We start from the raw sequence: 17,141 nt of genomic DNA, 5'->3' as shown, positions 1-17,141 counted from the left end.
TATATGGACTTTTCTGTAACGATTGGAAATCTTGTATTAAAAAATCCAATACTCACTGCATCTGGTACATTTGGTTATGGGATTGAATATGAGAGCTTTGGAGACCTTAAAAAACTTGGTGGTATAGTTGTAAAAGGCCTATCAATAAATCCCAGGCAGGGAAACATAGGGGATAGAATAGCAGAGACACCATGTGGGATGCTAAATTCAATAGGTCTTGAAAATATTGGGATACATGCATTCTTAGACAAAAAATTGCCCCTTTTGCCCTGGAGGGAAACGCCAATAATCGTAAATTTATATGGTGAAGATATTAAGGAGTTTGAGGAGTTAACCAAGATTGTGTCCCAGAGAAAAGAAATAGCAGCACTGGAGGTAAACATCTCCTGTCCCAATGTAAAACAAGGGGGAATGCAATTTGGGCAGGATGAAAAAAGTTCTGCAAAGGTATGCGAAACAGTTAAAAAATTCGCAGGCTCAAAGGTGGTGATAGTAAAACTCAGCCCCAATGTCTCAGATATAAAAAAAATAGCAAAGGCAGTGGAAAGTGCAGGAGCAGACTGTATATCTCTAATTAACACCATCCCAGGCATGGCAGTGGATATATATAAAAGACGACCTAAACTTACAAATGTTATTGGGGGACTATCTGGACCTGCAATAAAGCCCATAGCACTGAGGATGGTCTATGAAGTATCACAGACAGTAGATATTCCAGTAATTGGTATTGGAGGGATATCCACAGTAGAAGATGTATTTGAATTCATACTGGTTGGTGCCCATGCAGTACAGATTGGTTCAGCGAACTTCACCAACCCAGCACTTAGTTTTGAAATCGTGGATGAACTAATCAATATGGGAGAGAGATTAAACATTAACAGCCTAGAAGAGTTCAGGGGGAAATTGATCATATGACCATACAAGGAATGGACGCCATTATTTCTGCAAATGGTTTTTCAATTACCTTAGTTGGGATGTTAACGGTGTTTTTAGGTCTATTCGGGCTTTATGTAATTCTCTCAGAATTACATAAGATAATTTTAATATGGGACAATAGGTCAGGATTATTTACTAACATATTTTTTTTTAAAAAGAAGACACCCTTCCCTGGTTTTGACCAGATAAAAAACAACCCGCCTTTAATAATTGAGCAGGCAAAACAACTCTATACCCTATCTAAATTTGTTGGAGAAGAATTTAGCCTCCGCAGGGTATTAGAGCTTGCAAAAAAAAGGGGGCTGGATATCTCTAAGGACAGTATAAAAGTCCTGATAGAGACAGAAATCATAGTACAAATAGACAGTGACAGGTATTATTGGATTGATAAATAAACCTTGTTTTTAATCTTGGAAATCAATTTTTAGCGGGGGTTTTATGCACCATATACTGGAGTACTTAGCTACAACAGGTTTTGCGTTAATCAATATCAAATATATCCTAATGATATTTGTGGGAATGGTCCTTATCTACCTTGGCATAGCCAAACACTATGAGCCTCTTTTATTGGTGCCAATTGGATTTGGAATCCTTGTTGGAAATGTCCCACATATAGCAGGGGTAAACATATCTGTTTATGAAAAGGGAAGTGTATTAAACTACCTCTACTTTGGCGTAGTAAAGGGTATTTATCCACCACTTATATTCCTTGGAATTGGAGCAATGACAGATTTTTCCACTATGCTGGCAAGGCCCCTTTTAATGCTACTTGGAGCAGCTGCTCAGATGGGAATATTCTTAACCTTTCTAGGTGCCCTATATATCGGCTTTACACCCCAGGAGGCAGCTTCAATTGGTATTATTGGTGGTGCAGATGGACCAACTTCCATATTCTTAACAGCAAAGCTCGCACCACACCTCCTGGGTCCAATATCCATTGCTGCATATTCTTACATGGCTCTAGTCCCTGTTATCCAGCCGCCAATTATGAAACTTTTGACCACCAAAAAAGAAAGACTTATAAGGATGGAGGAGCCACGGGAGGTCTCAAAAAAAGAAAAGACCATATTCCCAATAGTGGGATTTTTACTAACAACATTCCTGGCACCAGCTTCCCTTCCCCTATTTAGTATGCTATTTTTGGGGAATTTACTAAAAGAAGCAGGGGTAACAGAGAGGCTTGCCCAAACCGCCAGGACTGCATTAATTGACACCGTTACCATAATCTTGGGCTTTACAGTTGGCGCCAGCACCCAGGCAGACTACTTCTTAACCCCCAAATCCATATATATTTTTATGTTAGGGGCACTTGCATTTTCAGTTGCAACCGCATCAGGGGTGTTGTTTGCAAAATTTCTAAATCTGTTTTTAAAAGAAAAGATAAATCCACTTGTGGGGGCAGCAGGTGTGTCAGCAGTCCCTGACTCTGCCAGGGTAGTACAAATGGTTGCAAGGGAAGAAGACAAGACCAATTTTTTGCTTATGCACGCTATGGCCCCCAATGTTGCAGGAGTAATTGGATCTGCAATAGCTGCAGGAGTCCTCTGGCACTTTATGGTTGCACCTTAAAAATAGATATTTGCTTAATTCCTTAACTCCGATATCTCAAGCTTTGATGAGTCTAGTCTGGGATGGTAGTGCCCCTAGTTAAATCGTGAACCGTGAATCGTGAACTGTAAATTTAAGGTAATAATATAATTGTAAAATTCTATTCTAGTAATTTTAAGGGAATGAAATATGATTCGTTTTTGGAAAAAAATACAAGAAAAATTTGGTGGATCTGGAGACACAATTAAAGACAATTTAAAAATTCAATACAGGGCATTTTTAGACCTTTTATCAGAAAATGAACATGCCCTTCAACTAATGACAGAGCTTGAAAACAAATACTACAATAAACAACTTATTAGTATTCCATACTTAAAAAGCATGATTCGTAATCTATCCCGGTCTATTAAAAATATAATATTTGATTTGTCAAAAATATCCCAAAAAGATGAATCTGATCTATTGGATATATTTGAAAAGCTTGAACGAAAAGTGCTAAATATTACAAATGGAACAGAGGAATCCCTTTATACACCAATATTGATCCCTTTAAAGGATATTTCCATAAAATTCATTGATAAAGTTGGTAGTAAAATGGCCAATTTAGGTGAAGTGGCAAATAAATGTGGCCTTAATACACCTGATGGATTTGGATTAACGGCTTGTGCCTATACACATTTTTTGGAATACAACAATTTATCGGAAAAAATAGCAGATATTTTGTCTCAAGTAGAGATATCTAATTCCCGTCTATTGCTTAAGGCAGAAGAAAAAATCAAACAACTCATCAAAAATGCTGAAGTACCATCAGATATTGCACAGGCAATTATGGATGAAAGTAAAAAATTGGAAAACAAATATAAAGGGCCTATTAGATGGGCGGTTAGAAGTAGTGCCATAGGAGAAGATCTGGAATACTCCTTTGCAGGTCAATTTTCCAGCATATTAAATGTCCCCTCCAATGAGTTACTTGATAAGTACAAGGAAGTGGTATCCAGTAAATACAATAGTCGTAGTATAATGTATCAGAGGATAAAAAATATACGCTCAGAGGACGTAAATATGAGCGTGGGTTTTTTGCTAATGGTAGATGCCCTTTGTTCAGGGGTAATTTACACTATTGATCCAGTGCATACAGAAAGGGACGAGATGGTGATTTCTGCTGTATGGGGACTTGGACAATTATTGGTAGAGGGCACTGTCTCTGCTGATACCTATATATTAAAAAGGGTCCCAGATTTCCCTATATGTCGTCAGGAAATTGTGTCTAAAGATATAATGCTAAAGCTCCTTCCACACGGTGGACTTAAACAGGAAGCAGTTCCTCAAACATTAATAAATAGACCATGTTTAAATGAAAAACAACTAAATGAATTGGCAAATGCAGCACTTTTAATAGAGAAACATTTTAAACAACCCCAGGACATTGAATGGGCATTTGATAAAAATGGCAAATTATTCATCCTTCAAACCAGGCCACTTCATTTAACTCAGAAACATACAGTTCAACATAGGCTAGTGAGTGCCCCCATAATCTCAGATAAGGGTCAGCCTGTGGCTACGGGAATAGGAGCAGGTCCAGTATTTAAACCAAAAGACATCCACGACCTTTTTAATTTCCCCCAGGGAGGGGTCCTGGTTTTAAAAAATTCTTCTCCTCAATATGTGGGGGCATTTCCAAAGGCATCTGCCATTGTTGTGGAAAAAGGTAATTTAACTGATCATATGTCCTCTGTTGTGAGGGAATTTAAAATACCCTGTGTGGTACGGGTAGAAAATATTTGTTCTATACTAAGGGACGGACAAGAAATAACAGTAGATGCATCAAAAGGCATAATATATGAAGGCATAGTTGAAGAGCTATTTGATGCAATGGAAACAGACGTACTACCTGTGGAGATAAATATTAGAGAAACTGAGTCCTATAACATATTAAAAAAAATATCAAAATTTATTTTCCCTTTGTATCTAACAGATCCCAGGACACAGGAATTTAAACCAGGTGGATGCCGCACATGGCACGACATAATTCGCTTTTGCCATGAGGCGGCTTTAAATGAAATGTTCCAATTAAGAGAACATACTGGATTGGAAAATGTAAAGAACATATATAGGGTAAAAACTGATCTTCCATTTAATTTATACGTACTTGATCTCTTTGAATCTGTAGTTTCAGTTGATGACTCTAAACAAATAGAACCTGGTTCCAGTATTATTGAACCTGAAGTTATTAATTGTGTTCCTTTTAAGGCCCTATGGAAAGGGATGGTTGTCCCAAAAACTTATTGGAACGGACCAGCATCAAGAAAGAGCCATGTATCCGGCTTTATGGCAGCTATTATACGAACCCCTTCTCTGGAGCAAATCCAATATGACACAAGGAGTTTTGCAGTAGTTACCCATGAATATCTTAATCTAAGTCTTTGTCTTGGTTATCACTATGTAACTTTAGATTCATATATCTCACATGATCCCTATTTAAATCATGTTTCTTTTTCTTTTAAAGGTGGAGCTGCTGATAGACGGAGGCGTGAGCTTAGAATAAAGCTCATAAATACTATATTAAAAGAAATAGGATTTAAGACAATAACAAAAGGAGATTTTTTAAAGGCCAGACTAAAGGGAGAAGATAAAAAAACCTGTAAAGATTCTCTATTCAAGGTTGGAGTACTATTGGGACTTACAAGGTTACTTGACATTGCCCTAAACGATACAATGTCTCTGAAGCAATATAAAAAAGAATTTTATGATATGATAGCACAGGGAGAAGCTTAACCTAAATTTATTAAAGTGATAAATTGTATAAAAAATACTAGTTGTAAATAACTGTTACATTATTCTCCTTGGAAATAACATGAAAATTAATTTCAATTATAACCTATCAAGAATGGATTTTACCTGTTTTTTTGTTTTTTTTATAATTTCCTCTTCCCCTTTTACGTATCTATTTTCCATTAAGATTCTTCCATTACAAATAGTGGTGGTGACAACATCTCCATTTGAAGAATACACCAAATTGGAAACCAGGTTATGACATGGCACCATTTGCGGATGATTTAAATCTATTAAAACGCAGTCAGCCAATTTACCCTCAAGTATCTCTCCTGCATCTATTCCAAAAATCCTGGCTCCATTTATAGTTGCACATCTAAATATATCTTCACTGTTACCTGACGAGGGGTTATTTGAGGCCATCTTCGCCCTTAAGGCTGCTATTTTCATCTCTTCTAGCATATCCAGATTATTATTAGATGCACAACCATCTGTACCCATTCCAACCATCACACCCTTACCTATTATGTCATCAAACCTAAAAGACCCTGACGTAAGCTTCATATTTGATGCTGGAACATGGGCTATCTTTACATTCCTATTTTTCAAAATTTCAATTTCCTGATCATCCACCCAAATAACATGGGCAAGGATACATCTCTCATTTAAAAAACCAATGTCTTCCAGATATCTAACAGGGGTAGTCCCCCTTATCTTAAGGCAATCCTCCATTTCCTTTTTGGTCTCAGCAACGTGGATATTTATAAAAAGATCCCTCTCCCTGGCAAAATCCCTTATCCATTTGAGAGACTCCTTTGACACTGTATAAATTGCATGGGGACCCATTATAAATTTTATCCTTGATGAGACCCTGGGGGGAGAATCAAAAAATTCCCTGTTCCTCTTTTGAAAATACTCCCCCTTCTTGGGATCTTCAAAGTCAACATATGCAGAAGACAGAGCTGCCCTGATCCCCATCTCATCAACTGCCTGGGCAATGGCATCAACATGCCAATACATATCACAAAAAAAGGTAGTACCTGTTTTAATCATCTCAAGACAAGCCAACTTTGTGCCAATATACACGTCCTCTGGAGTCAATTTCCTTTCAAATGGCCATATGTAATTACTTAGCCAGGTGTGAAGGTCCATATCATCTGCATACCCCCGAAGAAGGGTCATTGCAGCATGGGTATGCACATTGAAAAATGAAGGGATTATTGCCCTGTCCTTTCCTGAAATCACATAATCGGCCTTAACATCCAGGGATTTCCCTATCTTTTTAAATACTTCTCCTTCAATGTATACGTCTTTTTCTTCACCATCTAAAAGGACTTGTTTTATTAAGATACTCACCTTGTAAAGGCTCCTTATTAGTAAAAAAATATTTATTTAACTATAAAAACAGGCACCTTAGACAGTTTAATGACCTTTTCACCAACTGAACCAAATAAAAATTCCCCTATATCCTTTTTATTTTTTGCTCCAATTACCACCATGTCCGCCCCAATTTCATTAATATAGGCTAAAATCTCTTTTGCAGGATCTCCTGATTTTATTTTAAATTCAACATCTTTCCCTGCAAAATCTTTCTTAATTATCTCCCTGGCCTTTTCATTTGCCCTGGATATCATCTCTTTTTCATATTCTTCCCTATAGCTTTTAGGCACCGAGAACTGCTCAATTACGTCCAGGGAATGCACAACATATATAAGATGTATCTTGGCATTTAAACAACTGGTTAAGGTCTTCACATAATCTAAGACTTTAGGAGTTAAAGGACCAAAGTCAATTGCACACAAAATTTTCTCTAGCTTTGCCATAATCTCACCTCACCTTTTTTGAATACAAAATGTTTTTTACAAATTGTCTTTATTACACTTTGACTAACCAGGTGAATAAAATTATAATTAATTCACACTGGGAGAATTTATACAGAACTATTTTAGGGAAGTAAAGGAAATCATATCCCAATAAAAAGGAGGATTTTTATGGATATCTCACAAAAATACTTAGAAATAGAGGAATGCAGAATCCACACACTCTCTGCCAACCCAGATTCTGATAAATCCATAGTGCTTCTCCATGGAGCCAAGTTTAAGGCCCAGACATGGAAGGAGTTAGGTACCATTGAAACCCTTGCCACTGCAGGTTACAGGGTGATGGCAGTTGATATGCCTGGATTTGGGAACTCACCCTACTGTATAATGGAACAAATAGATGTATTATATAATGTCATAAAACAAGAAGGTATTGAATCGCCAGTTGTACTAGGACCTTCTATGGGTGGTAGAATAACCCTCAATTTTTATTTTAAATACAAAGACATACCCAAAGGTCTAATACTTGTTGGTACTGTTGGAGTTGAGGAAAATGCCCATCGTTTAAAAGAACTTACAGTACCCACATTGATTATTTGGGGAGAAAAGGACGACCTGGCACCAATAAAATACGCCCACTTCTTAAAACAAAATATTCCCAATTCCAGACTAGTGGTAATAAAAGACGGCCCTCATCCATGTTATTTAAAAGATCCCCATACATTTCATAGGGAAATAATTAATTTTCTTTCGGAGGTATTTTAATGGGCAAGATAAAAAAATTGACAGACCAGGAAGGCATGATACTTATAAAAGTGGCACGAAAAGCCATAGAAGAAAAATTGTTTGGAAAGTCCAGCCAGGCCATTTTGGAAGAAGATTTAAATAAAGAAATATTTCAAGAAAAAAGGGGAGTTTTTGTAACTCTAAACAAAAGGGGAAATCTTAGAGGATGTATCGGCCATATCCAGCCAATTTTACCCCTAATTCAAGGAGTAAAAGAAAATGCAATAAATGCAGCATTCAATGACCCAAGGTTTCCCCCTCTATCCCAAAGGGAATATCCAGATATAAGGATAGAAGTATCGGTACTCACAAACCCAACTCCCTTAAATTTTAACGACCCAAAAGACCTTCTTGATAAGCTTGTACCAAACAAGCATGGAGTTATTTTAAAAAAAGGATTTTACCAGTCCACTTTCCTGCCTCAAGTATGGAAGCAGCTACCAGATAAAAAAGAGTTTTTGACCCACTTATCCATGAAGGCAGGCCTCTCACCCACTGAGTGGATGGACCCTAATATAGAGGTGTACACTTACGAGGTACAGGCCTTTGAAGAGGAATAAAAATCAAGCCGGGAATGGGATTTGAACCCACGACCTGCTGATTACGAATCAGCTGCTCTACCACTGAGCTATCCCGGCGTGTTAAGATTTTCTAAAAAATTTAGGTCAAAATGTAAAGAAGGTAGTTATCAATTTTGTCACCCAAAACATAAAAAAGTAAAACTATTTCCCATAACAAATCCTTATCTGCAGTTGAAAAACAAATCCAACTAAAGTAGGGTGTATCCATGATAAGTGAATAGAAATGTTAAATAAAAAGGAGGGATACACCCCATGACAACTTTACCTGAGTACCCCATCTTAGACGCAACATCCATATCCCAGCTCATAAAAAACGGGGAGATAAAAGCAGAGGAAGTATTGGATGAAGCCATAAGTAGGGCGGAAAAAATAAATCCCAAGATCAATGCAATAATTTGTCCACTCTATGAAAAGGCAAAAATTTTTTTAGAGCATCAGTCAAAGGAGTCCCCTTTTTATGGGGTACCCTTTCTTTTAAAAGACCTTTTGTCCCATTTAAAAGACACCAAAATGACCAGTGGATCTGCCCTATTAAAAGACTACACCTCCAAGTTTGATAGTGAAGTAGTAATAAGATATAAAAAGTGCGGATTCGTAATCATGGGAAAGACCAATACCCCTGAATTTGGTCTCATGGGAGTGACAGAGCCTGATCTCTTTGGCCCCAGTAAAAATCCATGGGATCTAAAACTCACAACAGGTGGATCCAGTGGAGGGTCTGCGGCCGCAGTTGCAGCAAGGATTGTCCCAATTGCTGGGGGTGGAGATGGTGGAGGATCCCTTAGGATACCTTCATCCTGCTGTGGAATTTTTGGTTTTAAACCATCTCGGGGCAGGGTCCCCCATGGACCAGAATTTGGACAGGTGTGGGAAGGAGCAGTTTCAGAGCATGTGTTAACTATTTCTGTTAGAGATTCTGCAAAGGTGCTGGACCTTATCTCTGGACCAGATAAGGGGGCCATGTATTGGCTACCACAGCCAGAGGAGCCATTTAGCAAAGCCTGTAAAAAAGACCCTGGCAAACTTAAAATAGGCTTTTTTACAAAATCACCTGTAGGTGGATCCGTGCACCATGAATGTGTAAACGCGGTAAAGACATCAGCCCAGATACTTGAGGACTTAGGCCACATTGTAGAGGAGGTAGAGATACCCTATGATGGTGAGCTGGTTGCTGACTGCTATTTTAACCTCTACTTTGGTCAGGTAAACGCACTAATGAGATTATTAAAAGAAATAATGGGCAGGGTGGATAAATACAAAGTTGAAGTGGAAACCTGGATGCTTCACCTCCTTGGAGAAAGGACAAGCGCTGGAGAATATGCCGCATCCTTAATAAAATGGAATATATTATCCAGACAAATGGCTAAATTCCACGAAAAGTATGATGTACTAATGACCCCAACAATTGCAACTCTACCACCCAAAATAGGACATACCAGGGCCCATGGCGCAGAAAAATTATTCCTGGAATTTTTAAGAAAAACCAATTTGAGATTTCTCGCAAACCCAAAGCTGGCAAAAAAAATTTCCATAAAAAGATTCGCTGAAATGCCATTTACTCAAATAGCAAATCTCACTGGCCAGCCAGCAATGTCTGTTCCCCTATATTGGACCAGAAAAAATATTCCCTGCGGAGTACAATTTATTGCTCCCATTGGAGAAGACTCAACCTTGTTTAGTCTTGCAGGCCAGTTGGAAAGAGCCAAAAATTGGCAAAAAAAGATGCCACCACTGGTGGAGAACTTATAGCAGCTCCTTGCCCAGGGCTTTGTATTCACTATTTTCTGGTTCTAATTCTAATGCCTTTTTTATTGAAGCCCTGGCCTTATCTATCTTTTCCCATTCTCTGTATAATTTTGCCAGATTATAATAGATATTTCCATGTTCCCCAAATATTTTCAGGGTATTTTTATAGCATCCTTCAGCAGCAGGATAATTTTTTAAATACCTGTAAGAATTTATAAGAAGTCTATATGCATCCATGTTTTTGGGGTCCTTTTTTAGGGCATCTTTACAAAATTGGATGGTTTTATCATAATCTTTTGCATTATAAAATCTCTTGGCCATGTCCACAAAAACTGAAGGCCTCTCCCCAAACTCTGAGATGATTTTTTTTATAACACCTGCAGCATCCATGTAATTCTTTTTCATCAGATATTCCTGAAGGAGATCTAGCAGCCTCTTTCTCTTTTCTTCTGTTTTCAAATTATCACTGGACTTTTCCTTTTTTCCCTCTTGGATTTCGTTTATGATTCTCTTTATTGTGGATACTAATGCCTGGAGCAGTATTCTCTCACTCCCCTTTGTATAACCAAAATCTACTGGCAAGTACTCGGCTATCTCGGGAATTGTCCTTATTATCTGAACAAGCTCTGCCAACTGATATTCAATCTCAATTTTATCCTTCCCATATATTTTTGAATTTATAAATAATTTTATGCCCTCACACACAGCCATAATGCCCTTTACTATCTCTTTTTTATTTAAATAGGCCTTTCCCCGTCCAAGGGTATTTTTGATTTCAAATGAGGGGGATATATTAATAGCCATTTGACTCTCCTGCAAATATCTTTTATAGAATGAACATTCGCAAAATAAAAAAAACATAGTAAATTTAAACTCTATTGTCTAGCCAAACAAAAAATAAGGAGATGGATATGAGTGAGCTTAGGGCATACACCACAACTCAAGCAGCAACAAATGTCTTTTTAAGAGGGGTGTACTTGTGGATGAGTATTGGATTGATGATAACAGCTTATATTTCGTATCTGATCTCATCAAGCCCCACCTTAATTTCAATCTTTTTACAAAACCAGCTATTATTTATAGGGATAATAATTGGAGAGATTGTATTAGTTGTGACAATCAGTGGTGCAATATCAAGGCTTTCTGCAAGCATGGCAACTATACTATTCATTGTCTACAGTGGCCTAAATGGAATAACCCTATCCACAATATTTCTAATATACACAAAGGCTTCTATAATGAAGACCTTTTTTGTTTGTAGTGGAATGTTCGGGGCCATGTCTATCTATGGGTATACCACTTCTAAGGATTTGACCTCCTGGAGAAGCTTTTTATTCATGGGACTAATCGGTGTTATAATTGCCTCTGTAGTGAATATGTTTTTCCATTCAACCCAAATGGAATTTGTAATTAGTGTAATAGGTATCCTGGTCTTTATTGGTCTTACTGCCTATGATACCCAAAAATTAAAACAAATGGGACAAAATGCTCCCTTGGATAAAAAATCTACCTTACAAAAAGGGACCATCCTTGGGGCACTTACCCTGTATCTTGATTTTATAAATTTGTTTCTTTTACTGCTTAGATTTTTTGGAAGTGGTAGAGACTAATCCTTTATATGAAAAAAATATTAAAGCCCTTCTCACGGATATACCAGTTTGGTATGTCCGTGAGAAACAGATTGTATTCATCTAATTTAATTAGACAAATAAACCCGCCTGTTTTTACTATCTCAATTGGGAATATAAGCTGGGGTGGTACTGGAAAGACCCCTTTGTGTGAATTCTTATTAAACTTTTTTCACAAACAAGGAATTAATCCTCTGTTGCTTACCAGGGGATATAGGGGAAAGCCTCCCAGGTACCCCTACCTTGTAAAAGGGTCTGATCCAGTATGTTTTACTGGAGATGAACCCATTATGCTAAAAAAGCTATGTCCCTTTGCCAATATTATTGTGGACCCCATAAGAGAGAGGGGAATTTTTTTTGCCTGGAAAAAATTTAAGCCTGACATTGCAATCTTAGATGATGGATTTCAGTATATAAAACTAAAAAGACACCTGAATGTTATTTTATTTTCCATAGAAGATTTAACCAAAAATTGGAATAAAATAATCCCCTATGGAACATGGAGAGAAAGGGCAAATTCAATTTACAGGGCAGATATTCTAATGGTGAACATAACAGGCCAAGAAAAAGATAAAATTATAAAGTTTTCACAAAAGAAACTGGAACATTTTAAAAAGCCTATTTTTTTCTTTGAAACCAAGATAACATCAATAACTGACATTGAGTATTTTAAAAACAATAAAAAGGAGATCCCCACAAGATATATTTTATTTGCTGGTATAGGCAATCCTGACAAGGTGTACAAAAGTGCCAATGACTATATTGGATTTCCTCCAATTAAATTTATCAAATACCCAGACCACTACAAATATACAAAAAAAGACATTTTTTTTCTTAAAACATTGGCAAAAAAGTATAAATCCAGCTTAATAACCACACAAAAAGACGCAGTTAAATTGACAAAATTTTCAGATAGAGAAATTTATGCATTGAAATTAAAGACTGAAATCTATCCTGGACCATATACTGAAAAGAGTTTTGAAGAAACAGTAACAGAATCATTCTTTAAATACAAATCTTCTCATTGAAACATTGGAGACCAACCCAAGGAGAGAAAAATTGATTATAAGGGAGGATCCTCCATAACTCAAAAAAGGAAGGGGAATCCCCACAACTGGCAATATTCCCAATACCATGCCCATATTAATAAAAAATTGCCAGAAAAAATAGAAAAATATACCAACTACAATATATGCCCCAAAGCTATCCTTGGCTTGCTCAATAACCCTGGATAGTTGATATAAAAACAAACAACATAATATGAGGAGCCCCACACACCCTACAAACCCCCACTCCTCTGCATATACAGCAAATACAAAGTCTGTGTGTTTTTCTGGCAAAAATCTGAGCTTACTCTGGGTGCCTTCCAAAAAACCCTTGCCCCAGAACCCACCAGAACCAACAGCGATTTTAGATTGTCTAATATTATATGCCTTACTATTTTTATATTTGTCAGGATTAAAAAGCACCCTTATCCTATCTTTCTGGTAATCATGCATGTGATTCCAGACAAATGGAGCAAGCAAGGGCACAATTATTAAAATGGATATCAAAATCCTCTTCTTTATGCCATAAAACAACATCATCCCACCTACTAAAAGCAATATATTTATCCCTGAACCCAGATCTGGCTGTTTTACAATGAGTAACACAGGTATTCCCATGACAAAACCAATCTTTATACAGTCTTTAAGGTCCAATGGTCCAACATGTTCTGAGAGATAGTTTGCAGTCCACAATATACAACTTAGTTTCACCAACTCAGTTGGTTGAAAATTAAAAAATCCAAGGTCCAGCCACCGGGTTGCCCCATAATTTGTTTTACCAATAATCAAAACCAGGACCAGTAAAATTACGGACACTCCATATAAAGGCAACACCACTTGTTTAAATTTTCTATAGTCAAAGGTCAAAAAAAGTATAAATCCTATACACCCAATTCCTCCCCAGGCAAGCTGCTTCTTAAAATAGGGTATTAATTTTACTCCAGACTCTACCTTTAGGGTACTTGCAGAATATAGGTTTATTACCCCTATTGAGAAGAGTAAAAAAATAATAGCCACTAAAGTCCAATTAAAGTGAGAAAAAAATCTCCTATCTATTGCAATCATAGACTGCTCCATTAATTTCTGTGTTCATACTCTTTGGAAAACAAATACCTGATGACATCTCTTACAATTGGACCTGCACCAGACGCCCCATGACCTCCATGTTCAACTATGCACACTACCACATAAGTCTTTTTGCCCTTGCTGGCAAAAGACGCCATCCATGCGTGATCCCGTCTCTTATAAGGTATATCCTCAACATCTTTTTCTCTTTCCTCTTCAGACTTAATTGACACCACCTGGGCAGTTCCAGTCTTGGCACCAATTCTTATTCCCTTGGTCTTCAATATATTTGCTGTGCCATGTTTTTCCTCTACAGTGGCAACCATTATTTTCTTTAACCTATCCAAATTTCTTTTTCTAACAGGCAATTTTCCAGAGATAATTATTGGCTCACCCATGGTGATCCTTGGCCTTATAAGCTTTCCTCCATTAACTATAGCACTAATTAACCTTGCTATTTGAATAGGGGTTGTCAAAATAAAGCCCTGACCAATTGAGACATTCAGAGTTTCTCCTTTTTGCCAGGGTGCGTGGAATCTCCTGAGTTTCCATTTCCTTGTGGGAATAAAACCAGATATTTCGCCAATCAATTTTATCCCGGTCTTTTGCCCAAGTCCACACCCTTTTGCAAATTGAGATATTTCATCAATTCCTAAAGATTCTCCTAGCTTATAAAAATATACATCGCAAGATTGCTTTAAGGCCTCCTTAAAGTTTAACCATCCATGTCCTTCTTTTTTCCAGCACCTAAACACCCTGTTCCCAAGTTTGTAAAATCCTGGACAATACTCCATGTGTCTCTGGATATTTGGAATCTTTTCCATGGCCAACATTCCCATAACCAATTTAAAAACAGAACCAGGAGGATATGCAGAGGAAATAGCCCTATTTTGAAGTGGATGTAATTTATTTTTGATTAATTTAATCCATTCTTTTTTTGAAATCCCGTGGGATAGACGGGTACTATCATAACTGGGGACACTAACCAATGCCAATACATCCCCTGAGGTTGGTTCCATAACCACACAGGCCCCTGCCTTATCCTTCATTTTGCTGAAAATAAAACTTTCTAAACTAAAATCCAAAGCAAGTTTTAGGGTCTGACCCTGTTTTCCTTTGTCTATAATTTTTTCTGATAAAGTCCTACCCCAGGCATCAACCTCCAATTTCTTTTTTCCCTTAACCCCTCTAAGTTCTGTCTCAAATACCCTCTCAACACCTGCCTTACCCACAATATCCCCAGGTTTTAGATATGAAAATCTCTTTAGATCATCTTCAGAAGGTTCCCCTACATAGCCAAGTACATGAGCGCCTACCTCTCCATAAGGATAAACCCTTGTGGGATAAGGAATAATTACTACACCTGGAAGCTCATTCAACCTAACTTCAATTTTACATATATCTTCAAATGAGAGGTCTCTTAATATAATAATTGGATTAAAGGGTTTTATACCCTTTTTTTTCCCAACATCAAATCTCTCAAGTAACTCACCTAAGTCTTTATTTAAACTATAAGAAACCTCTTTAATAGAGGCTTCACATTTTTTTCCCTTATAACAATCTTCTCTAATTATCCCTATTGCATAGGCTGGCAGATTCTGTGCAACTATACGATCTTTTCTATCTAATATTATCCCCCTTGGTACATAGATATCCTCAAATCTAATTCTATTTTTTTTTGATAAAATATAGTAATATTGCCCTTTAAAAATTTGTAAGTGCCACAGTCTAATGGTTATGGTCAAAAATAATATAAATATACATACGTAAATTAACTTAATCCTTCCAGAGACGATACTTTCTCCATTTTTAGCAGGCATTAATACTATTGCTCCACACCTTATAGATCTTGATATTCACATCATAATATTTATGTAGTACCAAAAAAATCTTTTTTTTCAAAGAAATATTTATTATATAGAAATGAATAAGACCACCAAAAAAAAGGGAAAAAAAACAAATTCTTCAAATCAGTTGCAAACAATACATGTATATCAATATAAATATCTGACATCTCTGAAATTATAACAATAGATATATGATAAAGTACAACAAAAATAAATGAAAGAATAATCACAAATAAAAAACTATCAGATTTTAAAAATTCCTTTAGCCAAAAATAAAAAAAGCTCACTCCCAGGTAGTATAGAAGTATAGCCCCAAAGGGCAAGTCTGAATATCCCTCTAGAATTAATATCCATAGACATCCAAAAAAGATAGCCTTAACATGGTTTTGTCTTTGAAAAAATAAAACCATTGCCGCAAGATATGGATCCACATGAAAATAACACCTAAAAAATACACCAACGCTTGAGATTAAGCACCACCACAACAAGTCTCTCATTTTTTTAAACTTTTTTCCTGTGGCTTACCTGATATTTGCATTTTTGATTTTTTAATTACCAGTACTTCTTCTATTTGGGATAGGTGTGCACAGGGCTTTATACGTACTTTTTTAAAGAGAGAGGTGGGATCTTTTTTTATAGACACAACAATACCTACAGGAATTCCCTTGGGGAAAATGCCCCCAAGACCAGACGTAACAAACTCTTCATTGGTGTCCAGGGGGGCTGTAATTGGAATGTATTTTACCTCCAATTCTTCTGCTGACCCAAGACCCTGGGCTATGCCTTTTATTCTGTGAATGGTTGAAATAACTGGTATTCTAGAGTTAGTATCAGATATGAGGAGCACAGTGGAAAAATTAAAAGATGTCTTTAAGACTCGACCAATCAGACCCCTTGGCACAATTACTGGAAGGTCTTTGACTATCCCCTGCCTTTCTCCAGAATCTATTAAAATACAATTTAAAAATTCTGATTCATTATTTTTATATAAAAGTACCCTTGCACCAACAAATTCCCAATTTTTAATTGGGTTAAAATTAAGTAGTTTTCTAATCCTATCCCATTCCCGTACCTTTATCTTTAAGGAAATATTTTCCAGCTCTAGCTCTTTATTTTTTTTTATCAATATCTTATTTTCTTCTCTCACCCTTCGAAGATCTATGTAATCCATCCACACATTTTTGATCTCTCTTTGTAAAAACTTTCCTGGTGTAAGGACCAATCCAACAATGTTTAAGCCCATCTCATGGGAGATCCAATCTAATTTATGTGTCTTTACATTCCAAGTAAATAAACCAAGATATATTAAGACTAATAAAACAATCCATTTCATTAAGGTCTTTATATTCTTCATAAATATCTTTTA

At 36.7% G+C, this 17,141-nt stretch carries 16 protein-coding genes and 1 tRNA gene; 9 read left to right on the top strand and 8 right to left on the bottom strand.

Annotated elements, in window-relative coordinates; all coding sequences use genetic code 11:
• The first annotated feature begins 3 nt into the window (after window positions 1-3).
• The 4 genes from ACYQ0O_RS04690 to ACYQ0O_RS04675 all read left to right on the top strand — a co-directional run bounded on the left by ACYQ0O_RS04690 (window position 4) and on the right by ACYQ0O_RS04675 (window position 5,259).
• The gene (locus ACYQ0O_RS04690) at window positions 4-915 is read left to right on the top strand and encodes a dihydroorotate dehydrogenase (protein ID WP_459891109.1); all 912 of its coding nucleotides are present in this window, start codon (window positions 4-6) and stop codon (window positions 913-915) included.
• On the top strand, window positions 912-1,331 hold the full coding sequence (locus ACYQ0O_RS04685; RefSeq protein ID WP_459891108.1) for an OadG family protein: 420 nt from the start codon (window positions 912-914) through the stop codon (window positions 1,329-1,331). The genes ACYQ0O_RS04690 and ACYQ0O_RS04685 overlap by 4 nt, the downstream gene beginning before the upstream one ends.
• A 43-nt stretch (window positions 1,332-1,374) precedes the next feature.
• Complete coding sequence (locus ACYQ0O_RS04680) at window positions 1,375-2,505, top strand: sodium ion-translocating decarboxylase subunit beta (protein WP_459891106.1); 1,131 nt, start codon at window positions 1,375-1,377, stop codon at window positions 2,503-2,505.
• 168 nt (window positions 2,506-2,673) lie between these two features.
• Entirely contained in the window at window positions 2,674-5,259 is a 2,586-nt protein-coding gene (locus tag ACYQ0O_RS04675; RefSeq protein ID WP_459891104.1) for a PEP/pyruvate-binding domain-containing protein, read from the top strand.
• 96 nt (window positions 5,260-5,355) lie between these two features.
• Here the strand turns inward: ACYQ0O_RS04675 and ACYQ0O_RS04670 are convergent, their stop codons facing one another.
• A complete protein-coding gene (locus tag ACYQ0O_RS04670) occupies window positions 5,356-6,612 on the bottom strand; it encodes an amidohydrolase (RefSeq protein ID WP_459891102.1) in 1,257 nt (418 codons plus the stop codon).
• Between the two features lie 32 nt (window positions 6,613-6,644).
• Entirely contained in the window at window positions 6,645-7,079 is a 435-nt protein-coding gene (locus tag ACYQ0O_RS04665; protein ID WP_459891100.1) for a universal stress protein, read from the bottom strand.
• A gap of 168 nt (window positions 7,080-7,247) precedes the next feature.
• On the opposite strand from ACYQ0O_RS04665, the gene ACYQ0O_RS04660 reads away from it, so the two are divergent.
• Window positions 7,248-7,841 carry an alpha/beta fold hydrolase gene (locus tag ACYQ0O_RS04660; RefSeq protein ID WP_075068570.1) on the top strand — a complete coding sequence of 198 codons (594 nt, stop codon included), beginning with the start codon at window positions 7,248-7,250 and terminating at the stop codon, window positions 7,839-7,841.
• Entirely contained in the window at window positions 7,841-8,422 is a 582-nt protein-coding gene (gene amrA / locus ACYQ0O_RS04655; RefSeq protein WP_459891097.1) for an AmmeMemoRadiSam system protein A, read from the top strand. The genes ACYQ0O_RS04660 and amrA overlap by 1 nt, the downstream gene beginning before the upstream one ends.
• Before the next feature lie 6 nt (window positions 8,423-8,428).
• Here amrA and ACYQ0O_RS04650 read toward each other — a convergent pair.
• Window positions 8,429-8,500, bottom strand: a tRNA-Thr gene (locus ACYQ0O_RS04650).
• Window positions 8,501-8,695: 195 nt separating this feature from the next.
• Between ACYQ0O_RS04650 and ACYQ0O_RS04645 the strand changes: the two genes are divergently transcribed.
• On the top strand, window positions 8,696-10,192 hold the full coding sequence (locus tag ACYQ0O_RS04645) for an amidase (protein WP_459891096.1): 1,497 nt from the start codon (window positions 8,696-8,698) through the stop codon (window positions 10,190-10,192).
• On the opposite strand, the gene ACYQ0O_RS04640 is transcribed toward ACYQ0O_RS04645, so the two are convergent.
• On the bottom strand, window positions 10,187-10,993 hold the full coding sequence (locus ACYQ0O_RS04640) for a tetratricopeptide repeat protein (protein WP_459891094.1): 807 nt from the start codon (window positions 10,991-10,993) through the stop codon (window positions 10,187-10,189). The genes ACYQ0O_RS04645 and ACYQ0O_RS04640 overlap by 6 nt on opposite strands.
• Window positions 10,994-11,100: 107 nt before the next feature.
• Here ACYQ0O_RS04640 and ACYQ0O_RS04635 point away from each other — a divergent pair, with 107 nt between their 5' ends.
• Both ACYQ0O_RS04635 and lpxK read left to right on the top strand, forming a co-directional pair.
• Window positions 11,101-11,799 (top strand): Bax inhibitor-1/YccA family protein, encoded by a 699-nt coding sequence (locus tag ACYQ0O_RS04635; RefSeq protein WP_459891092.1) that lies wholly within the window; start codon window positions 11,101-11,103, stop codon window positions 11,797-11,799.
• A gap of 8 nt (window positions 11,800-11,807) precedes the next feature.
• Window positions 11,808-12,845 carry a tetraacyldisaccharide 4'-kinase gene (lpxK, locus tag ACYQ0O_RS04630; RefSeq protein WP_459891090.1) on the top strand — a complete coding sequence of 346 codons (1,038 nt, stop codon included), beginning with the start codon at window positions 11,808-11,810 and terminating at the stop codon, window positions 12,843-12,845.
• On the opposite strand, the gene rodA is transcribed toward lpxK, so the two are convergent.
• Genes rodA through mreC form a run of 4 tightly spaced genes read right to left on the bottom strand, consistent with a single transcriptional unit; the run spans window position 12,816 to window position 17,129 of the window.
• Window positions 12,816-13,928, bottom strand: a complete 1,113-nt coding sequence (gene rodA / locus ACYQ0O_RS04625) for a rod shape-determining protein RodA (protein WP_459891088.1) — start codon at window positions 13,926-13,928, stop codon at window positions 12,816-12,818. The two genes, lpxK and rodA, sit on opposite strands and share 30 nt — an antisense overlap.
• Window positions 13,929-13,939: 11 nt before the next feature.
• On the bottom strand, window positions 13,940-15,748 hold the full coding sequence (gene mrdA, locus ACYQ0O_RS04620) for a penicillin-binding protein 2 (protein ID WP_459891086.1): 1,809 nt from the start codon (window positions 15,746-15,748) through the stop codon (window positions 13,940-13,942).
• Window positions 15,749-15,798: 50 nt separating this feature from the next.
• Complete coding sequence (locus tag ACYQ0O_RS04615) at window positions 15,799-16,272, bottom strand: hypothetical protein (protein WP_459891084.1); 474 nt, start codon at window positions 16,270-16,272, stop codon at window positions 15,799-15,801.
• On the bottom strand, window positions 16,269-17,129 hold the full coding sequence (gene mreC / locus ACYQ0O_RS04610; RefSeq protein ID WP_459891082.1) for a rod shape-determining protein MreC: 861 nt from the start codon (window positions 17,127-17,129) through the stop codon (window positions 16,269-16,271). Before mreC ends, ACYQ0O_RS04615 begins: the two co-directional genes overlap by 4 nt.
• Window positions 17,130-17,141 lie beyond the last annotated feature (12 nt).

The organism is Desulfothermus okinawensis JCM 13304, from assembly GCF_054654515.1.
The sequence above is the reverse complement of the archived record's forward strand: the minus strand, read 5'-3'. Positions and strand labels throughout refer to the sequence as shown.

What these genes read in the sequence shown, in the direction of transcription:
- ACYQ0O_RS04690 (WP_459891109.1), top strand. Translation starts at nt 4, where the DNA reads ATGGACTTTTCTGTAACGATTGGAAATCTTGTATTAAAAAATCCAATA.
- ACYQ0O_RS04685 (WP_459891108.1), top strand. Translation starts at nt 912, where the DNA reads ATGACCATACAAGGAATGGACGCCATTATTTCTGCAAATGGTTTTTCA.
- ACYQ0O_RS04680 (WP_459891106.1), top strand. Translation starts at nt 1,375, where the DNA reads ATGCACCATATACTGGAGTACTTAGCTACAACAGGTTTTGCGTTAATC.
- ACYQ0O_RS04675 (WP_459891104.1), top strand. Translation starts at nt 2,674, where the DNA reads ATGATTCGTTTTTGGAAAAAAATACAAGAAAAATTTGGTGGATCTGGA.
- ACYQ0O_RS04665 (WP_459891100.1), bottom strand. Translation starts at nt 7,079, where the DNA reads ATGGCAAAGCTAGAGAAAATTTTGTGTGCAATTGACTTTGGTCCTTTA.
- ACYQ0O_RS04660 (WP_075068570.1), top strand. Translation starts at nt 7,248, where the DNA reads ATGGATATCTCACAAAAATACTTAGAAATAGAGGAATGCAGAATCCAC.
- amrA (WP_459891097.1), top strand. Translation starts at nt 7,841, where the DNA reads ATGGGCAAGATAAAAAAATTGACAGACCAGGAAGGCATGATACTTATA.
- ACYQ0O_RS04645 (WP_459891096.1), top strand. Translation starts at nt 8,696, where the DNA reads ATGACAACTTTACCTGAGTACCCCATCTTAGACGCAACATCCATATCC.
- ACYQ0O_RS04640 (WP_459891094.1), bottom strand. Translation starts at nt 10,993, where the DNA reads ATGGCTATTAATATATCCCCCTCATTTGAAATCAAAAATACCCTTGGA.
- ACYQ0O_RS04635 (WP_459891092.1), top strand. Translation starts at nt 11,101, where the DNA reads ATGAGTGAGCTTAGGGCATACACCACAACTCAAGCAGCAACAAATGTC.
- lpxK (WP_459891090.1), top strand. Translation starts at nt 11,808, where the DNA reads ATGAAAAAAATATTAAAGCCCTTCTCACGGATATACCAGTTTGGTATG.
- rodA (WP_459891088.1), bottom strand. Translation starts at nt 13,928, where the DNA reads ATGATTGCAATAGATAGGAGATTTTTTTCTCACTTTAATTGGACTTTA.
- mrdA (WP_459891086.1), bottom strand. Translation starts at nt 15,748, where the DNA reads ATGCCTGCTAAAAATGGAGAAAGTATCGTCTCTGGAAGGATTAAGTTA.
- ACYQ0O_RS04615 (WP_459891084.1), bottom strand. Translation starts at nt 16,272, where the DNA reads ATGAGAGACTTGTTGTGGTGGTGCTTAATCTCAAGCGTTGGTGTATTT.
- mreC (WP_459891082.1), bottom strand. Translation starts at nt 17,129, where the DNA reads ATGAAGAATATAAAGACCTTAATGAAATGGATTGTTTTATTAGTCTTA.